Origin of the sequence: Janibacter indicus, assembly GCF_900176385.1 — a bacterium.
Lineage (GTDB): Bacteria > Actinomycetota > Actinomycetes > Actinomycetales > Dermatophilaceae > Janibacter > Janibacter indicus.
The window spans coordinates 68,380-87,717 of the sequence record NZ_FWXN01000003.1; the positions used below are offsets into that span (position 1 = coordinate 68,380).

The following is a 19,338-nucleotide window of genomic DNA, read 5'->3' on the forward strand; positions in this document are numbered from 1 at the left end:
GAGGACAGGTCTTTACAGTTCGCCCAACTGTAAAGACCTGTAAGGTCCAGCCATGGTCCAGCCGAGTCCCTACACCCCGGGGGAGATCGCGCACGACGTCCCCGGGCGCGCGGACCATCTCGACCGGGTGGCCGACCTCTTGGCTGCCATGTCCGCCCGGCGTCGGCTCGCCGGCCGGGTCCACGTCTTCGTGGGGCCGCGTGGGGTCGGCAAGACCTCCCTGCTGCGCGAGGCCCAGCGCCAGGCGCAGGCCGCCGGTCACGCCACCGTCTTCGTGACGGCCGGGCACGGTGACCTGGTGGCATCGCTCGTCGAGGCGCTGGGACTCGGCCCCCTGCGCTGGCAGCCTCACACGGTGGCGTCACGGCTGCGCGAGATCGGGGTGAGCGTCGGCCTCCCCGGGGCCAAGGTGGAGGCCAGCTTCGCGCCGGGCGAGGGCGCCACGGTCGTGCGCCGGCTCGAGGACCTGCTTCGTGCCACCGCCCGCGAGGTACTCGACGACGCCGGGGGCGGCGCGGTGATCTTCGTCGACGAGCTGCAGGCCGCGGACCGCAACGGGATCCAAGCCCTCGCCTATGCCTGGCAGCACCTGCAGGCCGAGCCCGAGGGCGTGCCGATCGCGCTGGTCTGCGCGGGGCTCGGGCACACCGAGGACGTGGTCACCGACGCCGCGAGCTTCGCTGAGCGCTTCGCCTACCGGCAGCTCGGCTCGCTCGACGAAGCAGCGACACGCGAGGCCGTCACCGCGCCCGCCACAGCACTCGGGGTCTCGTGGGAGACGGCAGCGGTCACCGAGGTCGTCCAGCGCACCCAGGGGTATCCCTACTTCGTGCAGCTCCACGCCGACGGGGTGTGGCGGGCGGCCGGGCGGCCGGACGCGGGCGCGGTCCTCACCATCGACCACGTCGACTCGGCCCGGGCCGGGATCGCCGAGGACCTCGACGCGCTCTACCGCAGCCGGTGGTCCAAGGCATCGCCCTCGGAGCAACGCTTCCTGACCGCCATGGCCGGTGCCGACGAGCCCGTCGTCCGGCGTGGGGACATCGCCGCCACCCTCGGCGTGACCACCGGATCCCTCGGGATGGCTCGGCGCTCCCTCATGGACAAGGGACTCGTCGAGGTCGCAGGACACGGCCTGCTGAGCTTCACCGTCCCCGGGTTCCGCGACTTCGTGCGAGAGAGTGCCGATGTGGACGAAGGGAGGAGCCGATGAGCCTGCTCGAGGTCACCCTGCGCTCGCTCGCGGCGCTCGCCGCCGTGCTCGTGCTCCCGCTCGTCGCCGGCCAGACCGAGCACAAGGTCATGGCCCACATGCAGGGACGGCTCGGCCCGATGTACGCCGGCGGCTTCCACGGCTGGGCGCAGCTGGTCGCCGACGGGGTGAAGTTCGTCCAGAAGGAGGACATCACCCCCGCGGCCGCCGACCGGGCCGTCTTCCGCCTCGCCCCGGCGGTCGCGCTCGTGCCCTACGTCATCGCCATGGCGCTGCTGCCGATCCACCCCGGTGTCGCCGGGGCCGAGGTGCCCGGCAGCGTCCTGCTCGTCCTCGCGGTCACCGGGGTGGGGGTGCTCGGCACCCTCATGGCCGGCTGGGCCAGCGCCAACAAGTACGCCCTGGTCGGCGGGATGCGCTCGGCCGCGCAGCTGCTCGCCTACGAGCTGCCGCTCGTGCTCTCCGTCGCGTCGGTGGCGATGGCCGCCGGCACGCTCTCCCTGACCGGGGTCGTCGAGGCCTGGTCCCCGTGGTGGCTGCTGTGGCAGCTGCCCGGCGCGATCGTCTTCGTCGTGGCCGCGACGGCAGAGCTGCAGCGTCCCCCCTTCGACGCACCCATCGCCGACAGCGAGGTCGTCATGGGGCCGTGGACCGAGTACACCGGGCTGCGCTTCGCCTTCTTCATGCTCGCCGAGTACGCCGGCATGGTCGTCATGGGGCTGCTCTTCGGCATCCTCTTCCTCGGCGGCTGGCAGGGGCCCTTCGCCGACCACCTCGGGTGGCTGTGGACCCTGCTCAAGGGCGGGCTCGTCGTCCTGCTCATCATCTGGATGCGGGTGTCCTGGCCGCGGCTGCGCGAGGACCAGCTGCAGCGACTCGCCTGGACCGTCCTCGTCCCGCTGGCCCTGGCCCAGCTCGCCCTGACCGCCGTGGGAGTGGTGATGACCGCATGAGCAACGACCGCAGCCTCGTCCCCGGGCTCGTCAAGGGCATGGCGACGACCGCCCGGCAGATGATGCGCCCGCCGCACACCGCCGAGTACCCCGACGTCGCACCGGAGCTGCCGGCCCGCTCCCGGGGCGTCATCGCCCTCGTCGAGAGCAACTGCACCTCGTGCATGCTCTGCGCCCGCGAGTGCCCCGACTGGTGCATCCACATCGACTCGCACAAAGAAACCGTCGCGGAGGTCCCACCTGGTGGTGGGGGGCGCGCCCGTCAGCGCAATGTCCTCGACCGCTTCGACATCGACTTCTCGCTGTGCATGTACTGCGGCATCTGCATCGAGGTCTGCCCCTTCGACGCGCTCTTCTGGAGCCCGCAGTTCGAGTACGCCGAGACCGACATCCGCGACCTGCTCCACGACAAGGAGCGCCTCGGGCAGTGGGCCGCCGACGTGCCGGCACCGCCCGAGCTCGACCCGGGCGCCGCCGAGGCCCCCGAGGTGGCCGCCGCCAACAAGCCCGCCCGCAAGGGCCGCCGATGACCGGGCTCGACCTCGCCTTCGCCACGACCGGGCTGATCACCGCGGCCGCCGCTGCGCTCGCGGTGACCACCCGTCAGGTCGTCCACGCGGCGCTGTGGCTCGTCGTCGCCCTCCTCGGTCTCGCCGGGTGCTACCTCGTGCTCGGCGCCGAGCTCGTCGCGCTCGTGCAGGTGCTCGTCTACGTCGGCGCGGTCGTCGTCCTCGTCATCGTCGCGCTCATGCTGACCCGCGCCCCGATCGGGCGCCGCACCGAGCACTCGACCAGCCGCGCCCATCGGGCGCTCGCGGCCCTCGTCGGCGCCGGCACCGGCGGGCTCGTCGCGGCCGTGCTGCTGCCGACCGCGACCCGCACGCAGGTGCGCCCGGGAGGGAGCGAGGAGCTGGCCCGCCAGATCTTCTCCACGTGGGTGTGGCCCTTCGAGCTGCTCTCGCTGCTGCTGCTCGCCGCCCTCGTCGGGGCCTTCGCCGTCTCCGGGCTGACGTCCGACCGGGAGGAGCGATGATCCACTCCGCCGGCCCCTACGTGCTCGCCAGCGTCCTCGTCGCGCTCGGCCTCTACGGCGTGCTCGCCCGCCGCAATGCCGTGCTCGTCCTCGTCGGTGCCGAGCTCCTCCTCGCCGGCGGCGGACTGCTCCTCGTCACCGCCGGGGCCCTCGGCCCCGACCCGAGCTGGTCCGGGCAGGTGCTCACCCTCTTCGTCATCACCATCGCGGCGGCCGAGGTCGTCGTGGCGCTCGCCGTGATCGTCGCCGCCTACCGGCGACGCGGCCACATCGACCTCGCCGAGGACGCCGAGTGATGGCCTGGTCCCTCGTCGCCCTGCCCTGCGCCGCGGCGGTCCTGATCCTCCTCGTCGCCCGCAGCGGCCCGCTCGCCGCGCTCACCGGGGTCGCCGGGGCGGTCGCGACGCTCGTGCTGTCGGTCATCGCACTCGCCGGCGCACCCACCGGGGTGAGCGGTGCCCCCTTCGCCGAGGAGCTCGCCAGCGGACCCGGGCTGGTCATGGGCGACCTCGACCTGCCGCTCGCCGTCGCCCTGTCACCGACGAGTGCCTTCCTCGTCCTCGTCGTCACCCTCGTCACCGCGCTCGTGCAGACCTATGCGGCCTGGTACCTCGCCGACGACGACCGGCGCGGGGTCTTCCACGCCACCGTGGCGCTCTTCAGCGCGGCGATGGTCCTCGTCGTCCTCTCCGCCGACCTGTTGCTCACCGTCGTCGGGTGGGAGGTCATGGGCTGGTGCTCCTACCTGCTCATCGGGCACTGGTCCCGCCGACCGCAGCCGCGGCGGGCGGCGCACGCGGCCTTCATGGTCACCCGGGTGGCCGACGTCGGGCTGCTCCTCGGCACCGCGGTCCTCGTCGCCGGTGCCGGCACGAGCGCGCGAGCCGAGGTCATCGACCACTGGACCTCCGCCGCGGCCGACCCGGGCACCAGGTCGATCGCCCTCGTGCTCGTCGTCATCGGTGTGCTCGGCAAGTCCGCGCAGCTGCCCTTCCACCACTGGCTCCTCGACGCGATGGAGGGCCCCACCCCTGCCTCCGCCCTCATCCACGCCGCGACGATGGTCGCCGCGGGCACGGTCGTGCTGACCCAGCTGCTGCCGGTGCTCCTGCTCTCCGACCCCGCCCGCACCCTCCTCGGGCTGTCAGTCGCCGTGACGATGCTCCTCGCGGCCGTGTGCGCGCTCGTCGAGCCCGACCTCAAGCGGCTGCTCGCCTGGTCGACGATCAGCCAGGTCGGCGTCATGCTCGCGCCCCTCGCCGCGGCCGGGTCCGGACCCGCCTCGGGAGCCGCGCTCGGGCACCTCTACGGCCACGCCATCTTCAAGGCGCTGCTCTTCCTCACCGTCGGCTGGCTCGCGAGCACCCGCGGCTCGACCGCCGCGAGCGCGCTCGCCGGCAGCGGCCGCGCCCACCCGGTCGCCCTCGGCGCGTGGGCCGCCGGTCTCGTCTCGCTCGCCGGCATCCCGCTCGTCCTCGGCGGCCTCACCAAGGAGCACGTCGTCGCCGCGGTCGGCGAGGGCGTGGGGGAGCGGGGCCCGGTCGCCGGACTGGTCCTGGTCTCCCTGCTCACCACGGCCGTGGTGACCGCCGCCTACGCCACCCGGGCCCTGCTCGTCGTCACCCTCGGCGACGCGGGGCGGGTGCGCGAGCGGGCGGTCATGCCGACCGCCGTCGCCGCGATCCTCGTCGTCCTCGCGGTCGCGAGCGTCCTCGGCGGACTGGCCCTCGGCCCGCGCCTGCCCGATGCCGGGCACGTGCCGCTCGCGCTCTTCGTCGTCGTGCTCCTCCTCGTCCTCATCGGCATCGCCATCGGCTGGGGGCTGCACCACACCGGCTGGCAGCAGCGGCTCGTCGCCGGTGCCCCCGGGCGCCACGTCGGCAGCGGGCTCGGCGTCGACCGGGCCCAGCGCGCGCTCGTCGTGCGCCCGGTGACCGCGCTGGGCGAGCTCGTCGCCTTCCTCGACCGCGGTGTCGTCGACACCTATGCGCGCGCCGCGGCCTGGGGTGTCCTCGGGGCGAGCGGCCTGGGCACCGAGGCGCACCGCCGGGCCCGCCCGGCCAACGGCCTGGCCCTGCTCGGTGGCGGTGTGCTGCTCGTCGCCGTCGTCACCGGCCTCGTCCTGCTGGGGGACTCGTGATCGGCCTCGCCTGCGTCCTGCCGCTGCTCGTCGGTGCCGTCCTCCTCGGCGCCGGCACCGAGCTGTCCGGGCGCGTCGCCTCCCGCGTCGGACTCGCCGGGTCGCTCGTCACCGCGGCGCTCGTCGCCGTCGCGTGGGGCAGCGGCGCCGTGATCGACATCCCGTGGCTGCCCGCCCTCGACCTGAGGGTCCACCTCGCCCTCGACGGCATCAGCGGCCCGCTCGCGCTCCTCGCCGCCGGCGTCACCGCCGCGGCCTGCTCGACCGTGCTCGCCGACACCCCACGAGGGGGCAGCGCGGCGACCTTCGTCGGTGCCCTGCTCATCACCCTCTCCGGTGCCGTGGGGACCTTCGCCGCCCGCGATGCGCTGCTCTTCGTCGTCGCCTTCGAGCTGGTCCTCGTGCCGATGTGGGTGCTCATCACCCGCTTCGGCGACGACCGTGACCCGGCCGCCCGTCGCGAGTCCGGGGCACGCTTCGTCCTCTACACCGGGCTCGGCTCCACCCTCATGCTCCTCGGGGTGCTGCTCCTCGTCTCCCGCGCCGGCACCGGCGACCTCGTCGCCCTCGGCGCCGGTCGCGGGCAGGGGCTCGGCACCGGGGTGCAGGTGACCGTCGCGGTGCTGCTCACCCTCGGCCTGGCGATCAAGGTCCCCGTGTGGCCTCTGCACTCCTGGCTGCCGATGGCCCACACGACGGCACCGACCGCCGGGTCGATGGTCCTGGCCGCCGTCCTGCTCAAGATGGGCACCTACGGTCTGGTCCGGCTGCCGCTCGCGACCGTGCCCGAGGGCTTCGCCCGGGTCGCGCCCGTCCTGGCCGTGTGCGGCGCCATCGGCATCGTCTGGGGCGGACTCGTCTGCCTCGTCGAGCGCGAGCTCAAGCGGCTCATCGCCTGGTCGTCGATCGCGCACATGGGCTTCGTCGCGCTGGCGCTGGCCACCGGCAGCGCGACCGGCGTCGCGGCCGCCCTCTACGCCAACCTCGCCCACGGGGTGATCTCGGCCCTGCTCTTCCTCGTCGTCGGCGGACTCAAGCACCGCTGGGGCGACGACGACCTCGGCACGGCGCGGTCCCCCCTTCGCGAGCAGGCGCCGGTCACCGGGCTGCTGCTGCTCACCGGTCTGGCCGCCGGGCTCGGGCTGCCCGGGCTCGCGGGCTTCTGGGGCGAGATCGTCGCGGTCGTGGCCGCGCTGTCGCCGGCCGACGGGCGCCCGGTGCCGCTCTTCGTCGGCTGTGCCGTGGTCGCCGCCGTCGGAGCCGCCCTCGCCGCCGCCTACTCGCTGCGTGTCGCCCGGCTCGTCTGGCTCGGCGAGGGCAGCGACGACGCCGACCGGCCCGCGACGAGCCGAGCCGAGCTCGCCCGCAGCGAGCTCGTCCCCGGCGCGGTCCTCGCGCTGGTCGTCGTCGCCCTCGGCGTCGCCCCCGGTCTCGTCCTCGCCGTGACCGATCCTGCTCTGGGCGCGGTGGTGACCCGATGAGCGCGCCGCAGCTCGACGTCGCCGTCGCCGCGCCCGTCCTCGCGCCCGCGCTCGGGGCGATCGCCGTCCTGGCGGTCGACGTCGTGGCCCCCCGTCGGCGGCTGCCGGCGCCACTGCTCGCCGCGCTCGTGCTCCTGCTCTCCCTCGCCTCGGCGATCTGGCTGCGGGTGCGGGCGTCCGGTGGTGGTGAGGTCTCCACCCTGTGCCAGCCCGGCGACCCAGCCCTCGCGGTCACCGCGCCGCCCGGGATGGTGGCCAGCGAGTGCCTGCTGCGCGTCAGCCAGACCGGGGCGCTGCTGCAGGCCTTGGCCGCCGCGGCCGGGCTGGTCGTCCTCGTCCTGCTCGCGCGCGAGCGCGGCGTGCCCTCGCAGGACGCCGACCGGACGCACCGGCCCGACCCGGGGGTCGAGGTGGCGCTGCTCCTTGCGACCGTGACCGGCGCCAGCGCCGTCGCGGTGGCCCACGACCTCGGCACCTGGCTCGTCGGTCTCGAGCTGGCCACCCTGCCGATCGTCGCGCTGGCGGTCCTGCGCGGCGGCCGCGACAGCGGCGCGATGCAGCTCGTGACGACCTCGGTGGTCTCCTTCGCCGTCGCGGTCCTCGGGTGCGGTTTGTGGGTCACCGCGACCGGCAGCCTGCGCCTCGGTGGGGTCGCCTCCTGGGCCGCGGGCCAGGACGACGGCTCCCGCGCGATCCTCACGCTCGGGGTCGTCATGCTCCTCGCAGCGGTCGGCTTCAAGCTCTCGCTCGTGCCCTTCCACGCCTGGGCCCCCGCGACCTACCCACGGGCCGGGCTCGAGGTGACGATGCTCCTCGCCGGCGTCTCCACCGTCGCGGCCGCGGCCGCGCTCGTCGCCGTCGCCGACGGTGCGGCCAGCGTGCGCGATGCCGCGATCCCCGCCTTCGGCGTCCTCGCCGTGGTCTCGATGATCGGCGGCGCCGTGCTCGCGCTCGGGGCGCAGGACCCCCTTCGGCTCATCGCGTGGTCCGGCGTCACCCAGGGCGGGTGGGTCCTCGCCCCGCTCGTGGCCGGCGACACCGCGGCCGCCGTCGGCTACCTCGCCGTCTACGTCGTCGCGGTCGTCGCCGCGCTCGCCGTCGTCGCGGCGCTGTCCACCGACGGGGCCCGTCGCCTCGAGGACGACCGAGGTCTGCTGCGCCGTCGGCCCGTGCACGCCGCGGTGCTCACCCTCGCGCTGCTGACCCTCGCCGGGCTGCCTCCGGGGGTCGCCGGGCTCCTGGCCAAGGTGCTCGCGCTGCGCCCGCTCGCCGAGGGCGGCCTGTGGTGGGTGGCGCTGCCGGCCGTCGTCGCCGCCGTCATCGGGCTGGCGGTCTACCTGCGGTGGGTCGCCCTGATCCTCCTGCCGCCGCAGGTGGCCACTCCTCCCGAGCGCACCGAGCGGGCGGCGAGCGCCCTGGCCGTCATCGCCGGCCTGGTCCTGCTCGCCGCGACCGTCTTTCCTGTGATGTTGCTGGGAACGGGAACGCCGTGACCCCCTCCCGGCGTTGGTCCTGACATGCACAACCACTTCAACGGGCTGAAGACCGCCGCGCTCTTCGGCGGCATCATCGGTCTGCTCGTCCTCGTCGGCTACGGCATCGGCGGGGCCCGCTACGTGTGGGTCTTCGCCCTGGTGGGGGTGGGCATGACGGCCTACTCCTACTGGAACTCCGACAAGCTGGCGATCCGCTCGATGCGGGCCCAGCCGGCCGACCCGCAGCAGTACCCGCAGATGTACCGCATCGTGCAGGAGCTGAGCCAGCGCGCCGGCCAGCCGATGCCGCGCCTGTACGTCAGCCCGACGGCGGCGCCCAATGCCTTCGCGACCGGACGCAACCCGGCCAATGCCGCGGTGTGCTGCACCGAGGGCATCCTGCAGATCCTCGACGAGCGGGAGCTGCGCGGCGTCCTGGGCCACGAGCTCATGCACGTCTACAACCGCGACATCCTCACCGGCTCGATCGCCGCGGCCATCGCCGGCGTCATCTCCTCGGTCGCGTCGATCGCGCTGTGGTTCGGCGACCGCGACCGCAACCCCATCGCCGCGATCGCCATCGCCCTGCTCGCGCCGATCGCCGCGATGGTCATCCAGATGTCGATCTCGCGCACCCGCGAGTACGACGCCGACGAGGACGGCGCCGCGCTCACCGGAGACCCGCTGGCCCTCGCCTCGGCGCTGCGCAAGCTCGAGCGCGGGGTCCAGGCGGCACCGCTCGAGCCGACGCCCCAGGTGCAAAATGCCAGCCACATGATGATCGCCAACCCCTTCCGGGCGGCCGACGTCTCCAAGCTGCTGTCGACGCACCCGCCGATGGCCGAGCGGATCGCCCGGCTCGAGGGCATGGCCGGGGGACACCACCTGCGGTGACCCGCCGGGCGACGCGACGGGAGGGTCACATGCGCTGCGCGCCGTCCTTGATCGCCTCGCGGATGCGCGGGTAGGTCCCGCACCGGCAGACATTGCGGATCGTGTCGAGGTCGGCCTCGGTGACCGCGCGGCCCTCACGCTGGACCTTGCGCACGAGGGCGACCGCGGCCATGATCTGGCCCGGCTGGCAGTAGCCGCACTGCGCCACGTCGTGCTCGATCCAGGCCTCCTGCATGGGGTGCAGGTCGCCGTCGACGGTGTCGGCGAGTCCCTCGATCGTCGTGACCTCGTCGGTCTCCTTGATCTGGTCGACCGGGACGGCGCAGGGGTTGAAGGCCTTGCCGTTGATGTGCGACGTGCACGCCTTGCAGACGTTGATCCCGCAGCCGTACTTGGGGCCGGTCACCCCGAGCACGTCCCGCAGGACCCACAGCAGACGCACGCCGGGCTCGACGTCGACGGTGACCTTCTCGCCGTTGAGGACGAAGGTGTGACTGGGCAAGGCGGGCTCCTCAGCGGGTGTGGTCGAGGCCGTCGGTCGGCGACTGCGGCACCGACGGCACGAAGCTCTTGACGTCGAAGGTGATCGGGTCGGCGTGGTTGATGGGGAACTCAGTGGGCATCCGGCCGGTCGCCCGGGCGTAGGCGCACGCGATCGCGGCGAAGCTCGACGCGACGCCCGCCTCCCCGGCGCCGCCGGGCTGCTCCGAGTCCGAGGGCATGATCTCGACGGTGATCTCCGGGGGGACGTTCCACTGCCGCGTGTAGAAGTAGTTGTCCCAGCTGGCCTCGAGGAAGTGCCCCTCGTCGAGGTGGCAGCTGGTGGTGAGCGCCAGCCCGATGCCGTCCATGACCCCGCCGAGCATCTGGGCCTCGATGCCCGTGGGGTTGATGACGAGGCCGGCGTCGACGGCGAAGACGACCTTGGTGACGCGCGGGCCCGTGACGGCATCGCGGATCGTGCGGCCCACGGTCTCGGGACGGCAGTCGATCTCGACGAGGCAGGCGGTGACCCCCTTGTACTCCTTGTGGATCGCGATGCCCTGCGCCGTGCCCTCGGGCATCGAGCGGCCCCAGTCGCCGATCTCGGCGACCTTGTCGAGGGCGGCCTCGGCCCGCTTGTCCCGGAGGAACTTGCGCCGGAAGGCCAGCGGGTCCAGGCGCATCTTGCGCGCGAGCTCGTCGATGACCAGCTCGTTGGCGCAGCGCACGTCGGGGGAGTAGATCTGTCGCATGCTCCCGGTGTTGAAGCGGGAGTCGGTCTCCTGCAGCGACTGGGTCACCACGCCGAAGTTGTACGGCAGCTCCTGGGTGAGCGCGAAGATCGTCTGCGCGAAGGTCAGCTGGCCGACGGGCAGCTTGGCCGCGTGGTTGGTGATGATGTCGCCGAGGCCGTGGCCGAAGTCGGTCGTGACGCTCGTGTGCTTCTGCTCGAAGGAGAGGACCTCGCCGCCGAGGTAGGCCGCCCGGATCCGGGAGGTCGCCATCGGGTGCAGGCGCCCCTGGCGCGGCTCGTCGGCCCGGTGCCACATGAGGCGCACCGGCTTGCCCATCGCCTGGGAGATCCGCGCGGCCTCGAGGGCCGCGTCGTGGAAGAGCTTGCGCCCGAAGGAGCCACCGCCCTGGGTGACGTGGACCTTGACCTTGGAGACGGGTAGGCCGAGCTCGAGTGCGATGTTCTCCTGGGCGACGACCGGTGACTTCAGCGAGCCCCAGACCGTCGCCGAGTCCGAGCGCACGTCCGCGATCGCGCAGTTGGGCTCGAGCGAGGAGTTGCTGCGGAAGTGGAAGGTGAAGGAGGCGTCGAGCTTCTTGGCGAGCAGCGAGACCTTCGGGGTGAGCATCGGCAGCTGGGCCTTCTTCAGGCCCTCGAGGATCGTGGTGTCGGACTCGCCGGCGAGCTTGCCGCCGTCCCACTCGACGTCCATCCGCTGGATCGCATCGATGCACTGACCGAAGGTCCGTGCCCGGACGGCGATGCCGGTCGCGACCTTGACGACGTCGGTGACGCCGGGCATGGCCTCGATCTCGGCGGCATTGCGCAGGGCGACCGGCCGACCGTTGTGCGTCGGTGGGCGGCAGACCATCGTCGGCAGCGCGTCGGGGACCTTGACGTCCATGGCGAAGGTCTTGGTGCCGGTCACCGCGGCCCGGGCGTCGGTGCGCCCCTGCGGGGTGCCGACGACGGTGCGGTCGGAGGCGTCCTTGAGGGTCACCGAGGCACGGGTCGTCGTCGTGGCGGCCGCCTTGCTGGACAGCTCGCCGAAGGTCAGCGCATTGCCCAGGGCGTCGGTGATGACACCGGCCTTGATCGTCAGGGACTCGACCGTGGCGCCCAGGGCCGCCGCAGCCGCCTTGAGCAGCTGCTGCCGGGCGAGGGCGGCCGCGATCCGGATCGGCGTGTAGGTGGAGATCGTCGTGTTGGACCCGCCGGTCAGCTGGTTGAAGAGCAACTCCGGGCGGGCCGGCGCCAGGGTGACGTCGACGCGGTCGACGGGCAGGTCGAGCTCCTCCGCGATGATCATCGCGGTCGACGTGACGATGCCCTGGCCCACCTCCGCTCGTGGCAGGGCGAAGGAGGCGCGCCCGTCGGTGCCGATCGTCACGGTGATGAGTGCGGCCGTCGGGGCTGCGGCGAGGGTGAGCAGGTCGTTGAGGTCGAGGATCTCCGCCGGCTGGGGCGGGGTGGGGACCACCGCCTCGGCGGAGGGTGCGCCCGTGCTCATCTCGGCCCCGGTGACGAGGGTCGCCCCGGCGATGACATAGCCCATGAAGGCTCGACGGCTGGGGCCCGATGTGGTGCTCTCGGGGGTGGGCTGGACTTCGGTCACGGTGCCTCCCATGGTCGACGGCGTTGTCGTTACCGAGCAGTAGACCCCAGTCTCTGGAGCGTCGCGACCGGAGAGCCGACGACGTCCACCATGTGACCGCCCCCCTTCGGGCGAAGGGGGTGACAGGATGCCGGTGTGCCTTCCCTGACCCGCGACGAAGCCGTCGCCCGCGCAGACCTGCTCACCGTGTCGCTCATGGAGGTCGAGCTCGACCTCGACCGGGGAGCGCAGACCTTCGGGTCGGTGACCCGGATCCACCTCACCGCGAGCGGCGACGGTCAGACCTTCGTCGACGTCAAGCCCGAGACCCTGCACCGCGCGACCATCGACGGCGCGGACCTGGACGTCACCTCCCTTCGCGAAGGGAGGTTGCCGCTGGCGGTCACGGCCGGAGAGCACGTCGTCGAGGTCGAGGCGACGATGGCCTACAGCCACGACGGCGAGGGGCTGCACCGGGCGACCGACCCCGCCGACGGCGAGGACTACGTCTTCAGCCACCTCTTCCTCGACGCCGCCCCGGCGGTCTTCGCGTGCATCGACCAGCCGGACGTCAAGGCGCCCTATGCGGTGTGCGTCAAGGCGCCCCCGGAGTGGCAGGTCATCGGCAACGGCTCCGGCACCATCGCCGACGGCGGGGTGTGGCACCTCGCGCAGACCCGGCCGCTGTCGACCTACTTCGTGGCCCTGTGCGCCGGTCCCTATGTCTCGGTGACCGACGAGCACGACGGCATCCGCCTCGGGCTGTGGGCCCGGCGCTCCCTTCGGCAGCAGCTCGAGGAGCACGCGCCGGAGATGCTCGAGGTGACCCGGCGCAGCTTCGACTACTTCCACTCGATCTTCGGCATCCGCTACCCCTTCGACGACTACGACCAGGTCTTCGTGCCGGAGTTCAACGCCGGCGCGATGGAAAATCCGGGGTGCGTCGTCGTGCGCGACGCCTACCTCTTCCGTGGGGCGGTCGGCCGCGACGAGCTGCTCACGCGGGCCAACACGATCAGCCACGAGATGGCCCACATGTGGTTCGGCGACCTCGTGAGCCCGCAGTGGTGGGACGACCTGTGGCTCAACGAGTCCTTCGCCGAGTACATGGCCCACCGCTGCCTCGTCGAGGCGACTGAGTACACCGAGGCCTGGGTCGACTCGACGATGTCGCGCAAGTCCTGGGGCTACGGCGCCGAGCGCTCGCCCTCGACCCACCCGGTCGCCGGGTCGCCGGCGCCCGACGCGAAGTCGGCCCTGGCCAACTTCGACGGCATCTCCTACGCCAAGGGCGCGGCCGTCATCCGCCAGCTCATCGAGTTCATCGGCGACGACGCCTTCCTCGAGGGGATCCGCGACTACCTGACGGAGCACTCCTTCGGCAACGGCACGCTCGCCGGCTTCCTCGCCGCGATGTCCCGTGCCAGCGGCCACGACCTCGCGGCGTGGAGCGCCGCCTGGCTCGAGACCTCCGGCGTCGACACGATCGCCGTCGACCGCGCGGCGGGCACCGTGACCCGACGGGCGCCGGCCGACCGCCCTGCGCAGCGCCCGCACGCCCTCGACATCGCGACCTACTCGGGCGGGGTCGAGAGCTCTCGCACGACGCTCACCCTCGAGACCGACTCGGCTCCCGTCGCGGGCGTCGACCTGACCGCACCGCTCGTGCTGCCCAATGCCGGCGACCGCACCTGGGCCACCCCGCTGCTCGACGAGCAGTCGCTCGCCGCGCTGCGCACGGAGCTGCCGGCGATGACCGATGCCCAGGCGCGTGCGGTCATCTGGGTCGGCCTGCGCGACGGCGCCGCGCTCGGTCAGGTCGACCCGCGACTGCTCGTCGACCTCGCCGAGGCCGCACTCGTCACCGAGACCAACGACTCGATCTTCTCCCGCGCCGGCATGCACCTGACCAACCGCGTCATCCGAGTGCTGCTGCCCGAGGAGGAGCAGGACGCCGCCCGGGCCCGGATGACCGCGGTCGGCGAGCAGGTGCTCGCCACGGCCGAGCCGGGCTCCTCGCTCGCGCTGCATGCCGCGCGGCTCGTCGCCCGGACGACCGACGACGTCGAGGGGCGCCTCGTGCCGTGGGCGCACGGGCGTGACCTGCCTGTCGGGCTCGAGGGCGATGCCGACTTCCGGTGGATCCTCATCGGGCAGCTGACCCGCCGCGGGATCCTGACCGGCGACGAGGTCGACGAGGCGCTCGCGCAGGACCGCACGATGACCGGTCAGCTCGGGGCGCTCACCGCCCGCGCCGCGATCCCCACCGAGGCCGGCAAGGCCGCGGCCTGGGCCGACCTCACGACCAACCGCGAGCGCAGCAACCACGAGCTCGTCGCGATCGCTGCGGGCTTCTGGGGGCCGGCCGACCGGTCCCTCGTCGAGCCCTACGTCGAGCGCTACTTCGCCGACATCCCGCCGATGAGCGCGTGGCTGGGCGAGGACGCCCTCGCGCGCGTCGCGACGATGACCTACCCGTCACGCTTCGTCAGCGAGCGCACCCTCGAGCTGTCGCGAGCGACTCTGGCGCGCACCGACATCGACCAGGGTGTGCGCCGCGCGATCGTCGACGCGCAGTCCGAGCTCGAGGAGGCCCTGGCCTCCCGCCGCGCCTTCCCTGCCGCACGACCCTGAGGAAAGGCGAACCAAGGCTGCATTGCCCTACGGCAATGCAGCCTTGGTCCGCATTGCCGTAGGGCAATGCGGAGGTCTCAGGCGGTGATGACGATCCGGCCGGTGCTCGAGCCGCCGGCGAGGCGGGCGAGTGCGGCCGGGGTGTCGGCGAAGTCGTAGGTCTCGGCGACGAGCGGGGCGATCTGACCGGCGTCGGCCAGGCGCACGAGCTCGGCGTGGGCGTCGAGCACCGACTGCGGGTCGTGCTGCTGGTAGAGGCTCCAGTGCAACCCGAGAATCGTGTAGTTCTTCACCATTGCGTGGTTGAGCCGCGGCTCGGGGACCCGGCCGCTGGCGAAGCCGACGACGATGATCCGTCCCTCGAAGGCGATGCACTTCGTGCTCTGCGTGAAGGCCGATCCGCCGACCGGGTCGTAGACGACATCGGCGCCGCGCCCGTCGGTGACCTCCTTGACCGTCTCGATGACGTCCTGCTCGCGGCGGTCGATGACGACGTCGCAGCCGAGCTCGCGGGCCATCGTCACCTTGTCCGCGCCACCGACGACGCCGATGACCCGGGCGCCGGCGGCCCGGCCGAGCTGGACCGCGGCCGACCCGACGCCACCGGAGGCGGCGTGGACGAGGAGGGTCTCCCCTTCGCGCAGGTGGGCCCGGCGGTGCAGGCCGAACCAGCCGGTCTGGTAGCTGATCATCAGCGCCGCGCTCGCGGCGTCGTCGAGCCCGGCCGGCGCGGCGAAGGTGCTCGCCGCGTCCATGAGGCACTGGGTCGCGAAGCCCCCGGCGGGCACCGCGGTGCCACCGAGCACGCGGTCGCCGACGGCGACGTGGGTGACCCCCTCGCCGACCTCGAGCACGTCACCGCAGACCTCCAGCCCCGGGACGAAGGGAGGCTCCGGCCGTACCTGGTACTCGCCTCGGCACATGAGGGTGTCGGCGAAGTTGACGGCGCTGGCGCGCACCGCGACCCGCACCTGACCGGGTCCGGGGGTCGGCTCCGGCAGGTCGACGAGGCGAAGCACCTCGGAGGGGTCGCCCAGCTGCTGGGCCTGCCATGCGTGGATCGTCATGTCGCGGAGGCTACCGACCTCACATGCTGGCGGGCCGGCGCGTCTGCAGGGTGTGAGCACTTCCACGATCATCGACCCCATGACCACGCGGCACGCCCTCCTGCCCACGAGCCTCGGTGACCTCACCGCCGTCGTCGACGAGGCGAGCGGTGGCGGGGGTGCGGTCCTCGTCGGGCTGTACTTCCCGGGTCACTGGACGCTGCCCGACGGCGCCGACCACGGCCCGCAGGTCGAGCTCGGCGACGAGCCGCTCCTCGCCGCGCTCGCCGACGAGCTGCGCGAGTACCTCGCGGGGGAGCGCACGGACTTCGACGTCGCCTACGAGCTGCGCGGCGGCACGCACCACCGGCAGGTGTGGGCGCTGCTCGAGCGGATCCCCTACGGGCAGACCGTGACCTACGGCGACCTCGCCCGGGAGACCGGGGGCGCGGCCCAGCCCGTCGGCCGCGCCGTCGGGGCCAACCCGATCTCGATCGTCGTGCCGTGCCACCGGGTCATCGGTGCGGACGGCTCGATCACCGGCTACGCCGGCGGGCTCGACCGCAAGCGGACCCTGCTCGCGCTCGAGGAGCCGAGCGCCGGCGAGCGGGACGCGCTCTTCTGAGCCTCTGGGTCGGCGCTACCGTCGCCGCATGAGCACCACCCTCACCCCGTCGCGTGCCGAGCGCCTCGGCGCGCTGCCGTACACCCGCCGCCACACCCGCCTGCTCGTCGGGTCGGGGACCGGCTGGGCGCTCGACGCGATGGACGTCGGGCTGATCTCCTTCGTCATCGTCGTCCTCGCCGACCAGTGGGACCTCACGACGGGCGAGCGGTCGTGGATCGTCACGGTCGGCTTCATCGGCATGGCGATCGGCGCGACCGTCGGCGGGTGGCTGGCTGACCGCTTCGGTCGGCGCGCGGTCTTCGCGACGACCCTGCTCGTCTACGGGCTGGCCACCGGCGCGTCCGCCCTCGTCGGTGGGCTCGCGGCCTTCCTCGTCCTGCGGTTCGTCGTCGGCCTCGGGCTGGGCGCCGAGCTGCCGGTCGCCTCGACCCTCGTCAGCGAGCTGTCCCCGACGCGCATCCGCGGTCGCCTCGTCGTGGCACTGGAGTCCTTCTGGGCGCTCGGCTGGATCCTCGCGGCGGTCATCGGCTTCTACGTCGTGCCGCGCGGCGACGACGGCTGGCGGTGGGGCCTCGCCCTCGGGCTGGTCCCCGCGGTCTACGCGCTCGTCGTGCGCTTCGGTCTGCCGGAGTCGGCTGCCTGGCTGGAGCGCCGCGGCCGGCACGAGGAGGCCGAGCGGGTGGTCCGCGGCTTCGAGGAGTCGGCGGGGGCGGACCCGCCGCCCACGAGCACGAAGGGGGTGCCCGCTGCGGTCGCCGAGCCGGTCCCGCAGGCGGCGCCGGGCCTGTGGTCGCGTGGGCTGCGCCGCCGCACCCTGGGCATCTGGCTCGTGTGGTTCGGGGTCAACTTCAGCTATTACGGCGCCTTCCTGTGGATCCCCTCGCTCCTCGTCGCACGGGGCCACGACGTGACGACCTCCTTCGGCTACACGCTGGTCATCACGCTCGCCCAGCTGCCGGGCTATGCCCTCGCGGCGGTCCTCGTCGAGGCCTGGGGTCGGCGTTCGACGCTCGCCCTCTTCCTGCTGGGTTCGGCGGTGGCCGCGTGGTTCTTCGGACAGTCGGACTCGGCGACGTCGATCATCGTCGCGGGCTCGGCCCTCTCCTTCTGCAACCTCGGAGCCTGGGGCGCCCTCTACGCGATCACGCCCGAGATCTACCCGACGGCGGTGCGCGGCTCGGGAGCCGGTGCGGCTGCGGGCTTCGGGCGACTCGCCTCGATCGCCGCGCCGCTCGTGGTGCCGGTGCTCCTCGAGCGAGGTGGCGGCGACGTCCTCGTCTTCACAATCTTCACCGCAGCCTTCGTCGTCGCGGCCGCGGCGGCCTTCCTCCTGCCCGAGACGCGAGGACGCGCGCTCGATACTTGAAACGAGGTTCAGGTGGGCATAGTCTCGGGCCACCCGTACTCGAAGGAGAGTCAGCATGGCCGCCGTCCCCACCGTGACCGGGAGCATCGACTCCGCCGACCTGGGCCGGGTGCTGGCCCACGAGCACATCTTCGTCGTGGGGGAGGAGTACCGGCAGAACTACCAGTCCGACTGGGACGAGGACGCCAAGGTCGCCGACGCCGTGACCCAGCTGTCCGAGCTCAAGGGCCTGGGCATCGACACGATCCTCGACCCGACGGTCATCGGCCTGGGCCGGTACCTGCCCCGCGTGCAGCGCGTCGCGGAGCAGATCGACCTCAATGTCGTCGTGGCGACCGGGGTCTACACGTACAACGAGATCCCCTTCCAGTTCCACTACACCGGGCCGGGTCTGCTCTTCGACGTGCCGGAGCCGCTCACCGAGCTCTTCGTCAAGGACCTCACCGAGGGCATCGCCGACACGGGGGTCCGCGCCGGTTTCCTCAAGTGCGCCATCGAGGAGCAGGGCCTGACCCCCGGCGTCGAGCGGGTCATGCGCGCGGTCGCCCAGGCCCACGTGCAGACCGGCGCCCCCATCACCGTGCACACCAACCCACACACGGAGTCGGGGCTGGTCACCCAGCAGGTGCTCGCCGAGGAGGGGGCCGACCTGACGAAGGTCGTCATCGGTCACAGCGGCGACTCGACCGATGTCGACTACCTGTGCAAGGTCGCCGACGCCGGCTCCCTCCTGGGCATGGACCGCTTCGGCCTCGACGTGCTGCTGCCCTTCGAGGACCGCATCGCGACGGTGCTCGAGCTGCTGCGGCGCGGGTACGCCGAGCGCATGGTGCTCGCGCACGACGCGTCGTGCTTCATCGACTGGTTCGACCAGGAGGCGAAGCGGCAGGTCGTCCCGCGCTGGAACTACCGGCACATCAGCCAGGATGTGCTGCCCGCGCTCCTCGAGGGTGGCGCGAGCGAGGCCGACATCGACACGATGCTCGTCGACAACCCGCGCCGCTACTTCGAGTGAGGCTCAGCCCACCTCGTCGACGAACTCGATGACCCGTCGGGTGAGGATGCGCGCCTCCTCGGGCTGGTACTCCGCCGGCAGCGTCGGGTCGTTGAAGAGGTGGCCGTCCCCCTGGTACTCGACGTAGGAGTAGGCGCCGCCGGCGTGCTCCACGTCGTCCTGGAGCTGCTCGTCGACCATCGGGTCGAACTGCCGGTCCTCCGCGTGGAAGGGGTCGCCGGCCGTCACGTGGACCTGCCCCGGCACCCCGGGCGGCCACGTCGCCTCGAGGTGGCGCATGGGCATGCCGCCGCCGACCATGATGACGCCGCGGGCGTCGGCCGGGCGTTGTGCGGCGATCCACTGGGCCATCGCGGCGCCGTTGGAGAAGCCGACGGCCACGAAGGCGCCCTCGACGGCGCGCGCGGCCTCGAGCGCGTAGGCCATCTGCGCGGGGAAGCCGATCTCCTGCGAGCGGGCTGCGGCGGTCGGGTAGTCGTCGAAGGTGACGCCCTCGAGGTGGTCGACGGTGGTCACGCTGTGGCCCGCGCCGGTGAGGGCGTCGGCGAGGTCGGTGATGCCCTGACGCGCACCGAGGACGGACGGGAAGAGCAGTACCTGTGCCATGTCCCGACCGTAGACCCGGGCGCCGACAACGTCGCGTCAGCGAG

Annotated in this window: 17 protein-coding genes; 13 read left to right on the forward strand and 4 right to left on the reverse strand. The window is 72.9% G+C overall.

What is annotated here, in order from left to right; all coding sequences use genetic code 11:
* Nucleotides 1-52 precede the first annotated feature (52 nt).
* From B9B60_RS03885 to htpX, 9 genes are read left to right on the forward strand one after another with little or no spacing between them, the layout of a single operon-like run.
* Complete coding sequence (locus tag B9B60_RS03885) at nucleotides 53-1,213, forward strand: ATP-binding protein (protein ID WP_084449963.1); 1,161 nt, start codon at nucleotides 53-55, stop codon at nucleotides 1,211-1,213.
* On the forward strand, nucleotides 1,210-2,166 hold the full coding sequence (gene nuoH, locus B9B60_RS03890; RefSeq protein ID WP_084449964.1) for an NADH-quinone oxidoreductase subunit NuoH: 957 nt from the start codon (nucleotides 1,210-1,212) through the stop codon (nucleotides 2,164-2,166). Before B9B60_RS03885 ends, nuoH begins: the two co-directional genes overlap by 4 nt.
* Complete coding sequence (locus B9B60_RS03895; RefSeq protein WP_084449965.1) at nucleotides 2,163-2,696, forward strand: NuoI/complex I 23 kDa subunit family protein; 534 nt, start codon at nucleotides 2,163-2,165, stop codon at nucleotides 2,694-2,696. The genes nuoH and B9B60_RS03895 overlap by 4 nt, the downstream gene beginning before the upstream one ends.
* Nucleotides 2,693-3,199, forward strand: a complete 507-nt coding sequence (locus tag B9B60_RS03900; RefSeq protein WP_072623706.1) for an NADH-quinone oxidoreductase subunit J family protein — start codon at nucleotides 2,693-2,695, stop codon at nucleotides 3,197-3,199. The genes B9B60_RS03895 and B9B60_RS03900 overlap by 4 nt, the downstream gene beginning before the upstream one ends.
* Nucleotides 3,196-3,495: an NADH-quinone oxidoreductase subunit NuoK gene (gene nuoK, locus B9B60_RS03905; RefSeq protein ID WP_072623707.1), complete on the forward strand. Its 300-nt coding sequence runs from the start codon at nucleotides 3,196-3,198 to the stop codon at nucleotides 3,493-3,495. Before B9B60_RS03900 ends, nuoK begins: the two co-directional genes overlap by 4 nt.
* Nucleotides 3,495-5,339 carry an NADH-quinone oxidoreductase subunit 5 family protein gene (locus tag B9B60_RS03910; protein WP_084449966.1) on the forward strand — a complete coding sequence of 615 codons (1,845 nt, stop codon included), beginning with the start codon at nucleotides 3,495-3,497 and terminating at the stop codon, nucleotides 5,337-5,339. The genes nuoK and B9B60_RS03910 overlap by 1 nt, the downstream gene beginning before the upstream one ends.
* Nucleotides 5,336-6,820 carry a complex I subunit 4 family protein gene (locus B9B60_RS03915; protein ID WP_084449967.1) on the forward strand — a complete coding sequence of 495 codons (1,485 nt, stop codon included), beginning with the start codon at nucleotides 5,336-5,338 and terminating at the stop codon, nucleotides 6,818-6,820. Before B9B60_RS03910 ends, B9B60_RS03915 begins: the two co-directional genes overlap by 4 nt.
* Nucleotides 6,817-8,313 carry a proton-conducting transporter transmembrane domain-containing protein gene (locus B9B60_RS03920; RefSeq protein WP_084449968.1) on the forward strand — a complete coding sequence of 499 codons (1,497 nt, stop codon included), beginning with the start codon at nucleotides 6,817-6,819 and terminating at the stop codon, nucleotides 8,311-8,313. The genes B9B60_RS03915 and B9B60_RS03920 overlap by 4 nt, the downstream gene beginning before the upstream one ends.
* 24 nt (nucleotides 8,314-8,337) lie before the next feature.
* Nucleotides 8,338-9,189: a zinc metalloprotease HtpX gene (gene htpX / locus B9B60_RS03925; protein WP_084449969.1), complete on the forward strand. Its 852-nt coding sequence runs from the start codon at nucleotides 8,338-8,340 to the stop codon at nucleotides 9,187-9,189.
* 25 nt (nucleotides 9,190-9,214) lie between these two features.
* On the opposite strand, the gene B9B60_RS03930 is transcribed toward htpX, so the two are convergent.
* Nucleotides 9,215-9,691, reverse strand: a complete 477-nt coding sequence (locus tag B9B60_RS03930; RefSeq protein WP_084449970.1) for a (2Fe-2S)-binding protein — start codon at nucleotides 9,689-9,691, stop codon at nucleotides 9,215-9,217.
* A gap of 10 nt (nucleotides 9,692-9,701) precedes the next feature.
* On the reverse strand, nucleotides 9,702-12,020 hold the full coding sequence (locus B9B60_RS03935; protein ID WP_234993726.1) for a molybdopterin cofactor-binding domain-containing protein: 2,319 nt from the start codon (nucleotides 12,018-12,020) through the stop codon (nucleotides 9,702-9,704).
* Nucleotides 12,021-12,155: 135 nt separating this feature from the next.
* Here B9B60_RS03935 and pepN point away from each other — a divergent pair, with 135 nt between their 5' ends.
* On the forward strand, nucleotides 12,156-14,633 hold the full coding sequence (gene pepN / locus B9B60_RS03940) for an aminopeptidase N (protein WP_084449972.1): 2,478 nt from the start codon (nucleotides 12,156-12,158) through the stop codon (nucleotides 14,631-14,633).
* A 77-nt stretch (nucleotides 14,634-14,710) separates the two neighbouring features.
* Here the strand turns inward: pepN and B9B60_RS03945 are convergent, their stop codons facing one another.
* Nucleotides 14,711-15,700 carry an NADPH:quinone oxidoreductase family protein gene (locus B9B60_RS03945; protein WP_200811149.1) on the reverse strand — a complete coding sequence of 330 codons (990 nt, stop codon included), beginning with the start codon at nucleotides 15,698-15,700 and terminating at the stop codon, nucleotides 14,711-14,713.
* Between the two features lie 79 nt (nucleotides 15,701-15,779).
* Here B9B60_RS03945 and B9B60_RS03950 point away from each other — a divergent pair, with 79 nt between their 5' ends.
* The 3 genes from B9B60_RS03950 to B9B60_RS03960 are packed head-to-tail and all read left to right on the forward strand — an operon-like array spanning nucleotide 15,780 to nucleotide 18,688.
* Nucleotides 15,780-16,304 carry a methylated-DNA--[protein]-cysteine S-methyltransferase gene (locus B9B60_RS03950; RefSeq protein WP_084449973.1) on the forward strand — a complete coding sequence of 175 codons (525 nt, stop codon included), beginning with the start codon at nucleotides 15,780-15,782 and terminating at the stop codon, nucleotides 16,302-16,304.
* Nucleotides 16,305-16,332: 28 nt separating this feature from the next.
* Complete coding sequence (locus B9B60_RS03955) at nucleotides 16,333-17,673, forward strand: MFS transporter (RefSeq protein WP_084449974.1); 1,341 nt, start codon at nucleotides 16,333-16,335, stop codon at nucleotides 17,671-17,673.
* 55 nt (nucleotides 17,674-17,728) lie between these two features.
* Nucleotides 17,729-18,688, forward strand: coding sequence for a phosphotriesterase family protein (locus B9B60_RS03960; RefSeq protein ID WP_084449975.1), 960 nt, complete (start codon nucleotides 17,729-17,731; stop codon nucleotides 18,686-18,688).
* Between the two features lie 3 nt (nucleotides 18,689-18,691).
* Here B9B60_RS03960 and B9B60_RS03965 read toward each other — a convergent pair whose 3' ends face one another.
* Complete coding sequence (locus tag B9B60_RS03965) at nucleotides 18,692-19,294, reverse strand: dienelactone hydrolase family protein (protein WP_084449976.1); 603 nt, start codon at nucleotides 19,292-19,294, stop codon at nucleotides 18,692-18,694.
* Between the last annotated feature and the right edge of the window lie 44 nt (nucleotides 19,295-19,338).

What these genes read in the sequence shown, in the direction of transcription:
- B9B60_RS03960 (WP_084449975.1), top strand. Translation starts at nt 17,729, where the DNA reads ATGGCCGCCGTCCCCACCGTGACCGGGAGCATCGACTCCGCCGACCTG.
- B9B60_RS03910 (WP_084449966.1), top strand. Translation starts at nt 3,495, where the DNA reads ATGGCCTGGTCCCTCGTCGCCCTGCCCTGCGCCGCGGCGGTCCTGATC.
- B9B60_RS03920 (WP_084449968.1), top strand. Translation starts at nt 6,817, where the DNA reads ATGAGCGCGCCGCAGCTCGACGTCGCCGTCGCCGCGCCCGTCCTCGCG.
- B9B60_RS03895 (WP_084449965.1), top strand. Translation starts at nt 2,163, where the DNA reads ATGAGCAACGACCGCAGCCTCGTCCCCGGGCTCGTCAAGGGCATGGCG.
- B9B60_RS03885 (WP_084449963.1), top strand. Translation starts at nt 53, where the DNA reads ATGGTCCAGCCGAGTCCCTACACCCCGGGGGAGATCGCGCACGACGTC.
- B9B60_RS03955 (WP_084449974.1), top strand. Translation starts at nt 16,333, where the DNA reads ATGAGCACCACCCTCACCCCGTCGCGTGCCGAGCGCCTCGGCGCGCTG.
- B9B60_RS03965 (WP_084449976.1), bottom strand. Translation starts at nt 19,294, where the DNA reads ATGGCACAGGTACTGCTCTTCCCGTCCGTCCTCGGTGCGCGTCAGGGC.
- B9B60_RS03950 (WP_084449973.1), top strand. Translation starts at nt 15,780, where the DNA reads ATGACCACGCGGCACGCCCTCCTGCCCACGAGCCTCGGTGACCTCACC.
- B9B60_RS03900 (WP_072623706.1), top strand. Translation starts at nt 2,693, where the DNA reads ATGACCGGGCTCGACCTCGCCTTCGCCACGACCGGGCTGATCACCGCG.
- B9B60_RS03945 (WP_200811149.1), bottom strand. Translation starts at nt 15,700, where the DNA reads ATGACGATCCACGCATGGCAGGCCCAGCAGCTGGGCGACCCCTCCGAG.
- htpX (WP_084449969.1), top strand. Translation starts at nt 8,338, where the DNA reads ATGCACAACCACTTCAACGGGCTGAAGACCGCCGCGCTCTTCGGCGGC.
- nuoH (WP_084449964.1), top strand. Translation starts at nt 1,210, where the DNA reads ATGAGCCTGCTCGAGGTCACCCTGCGCTCGCTCGCGGCGCTCGCCGCC.
- nuoK (WP_072623707.1), top strand. Translation starts at nt 3,196, where the DNA reads ATGATCCACTCCGCCGGCCCCTACGTGCTCGCCAGCGTCCTCGTCGCG.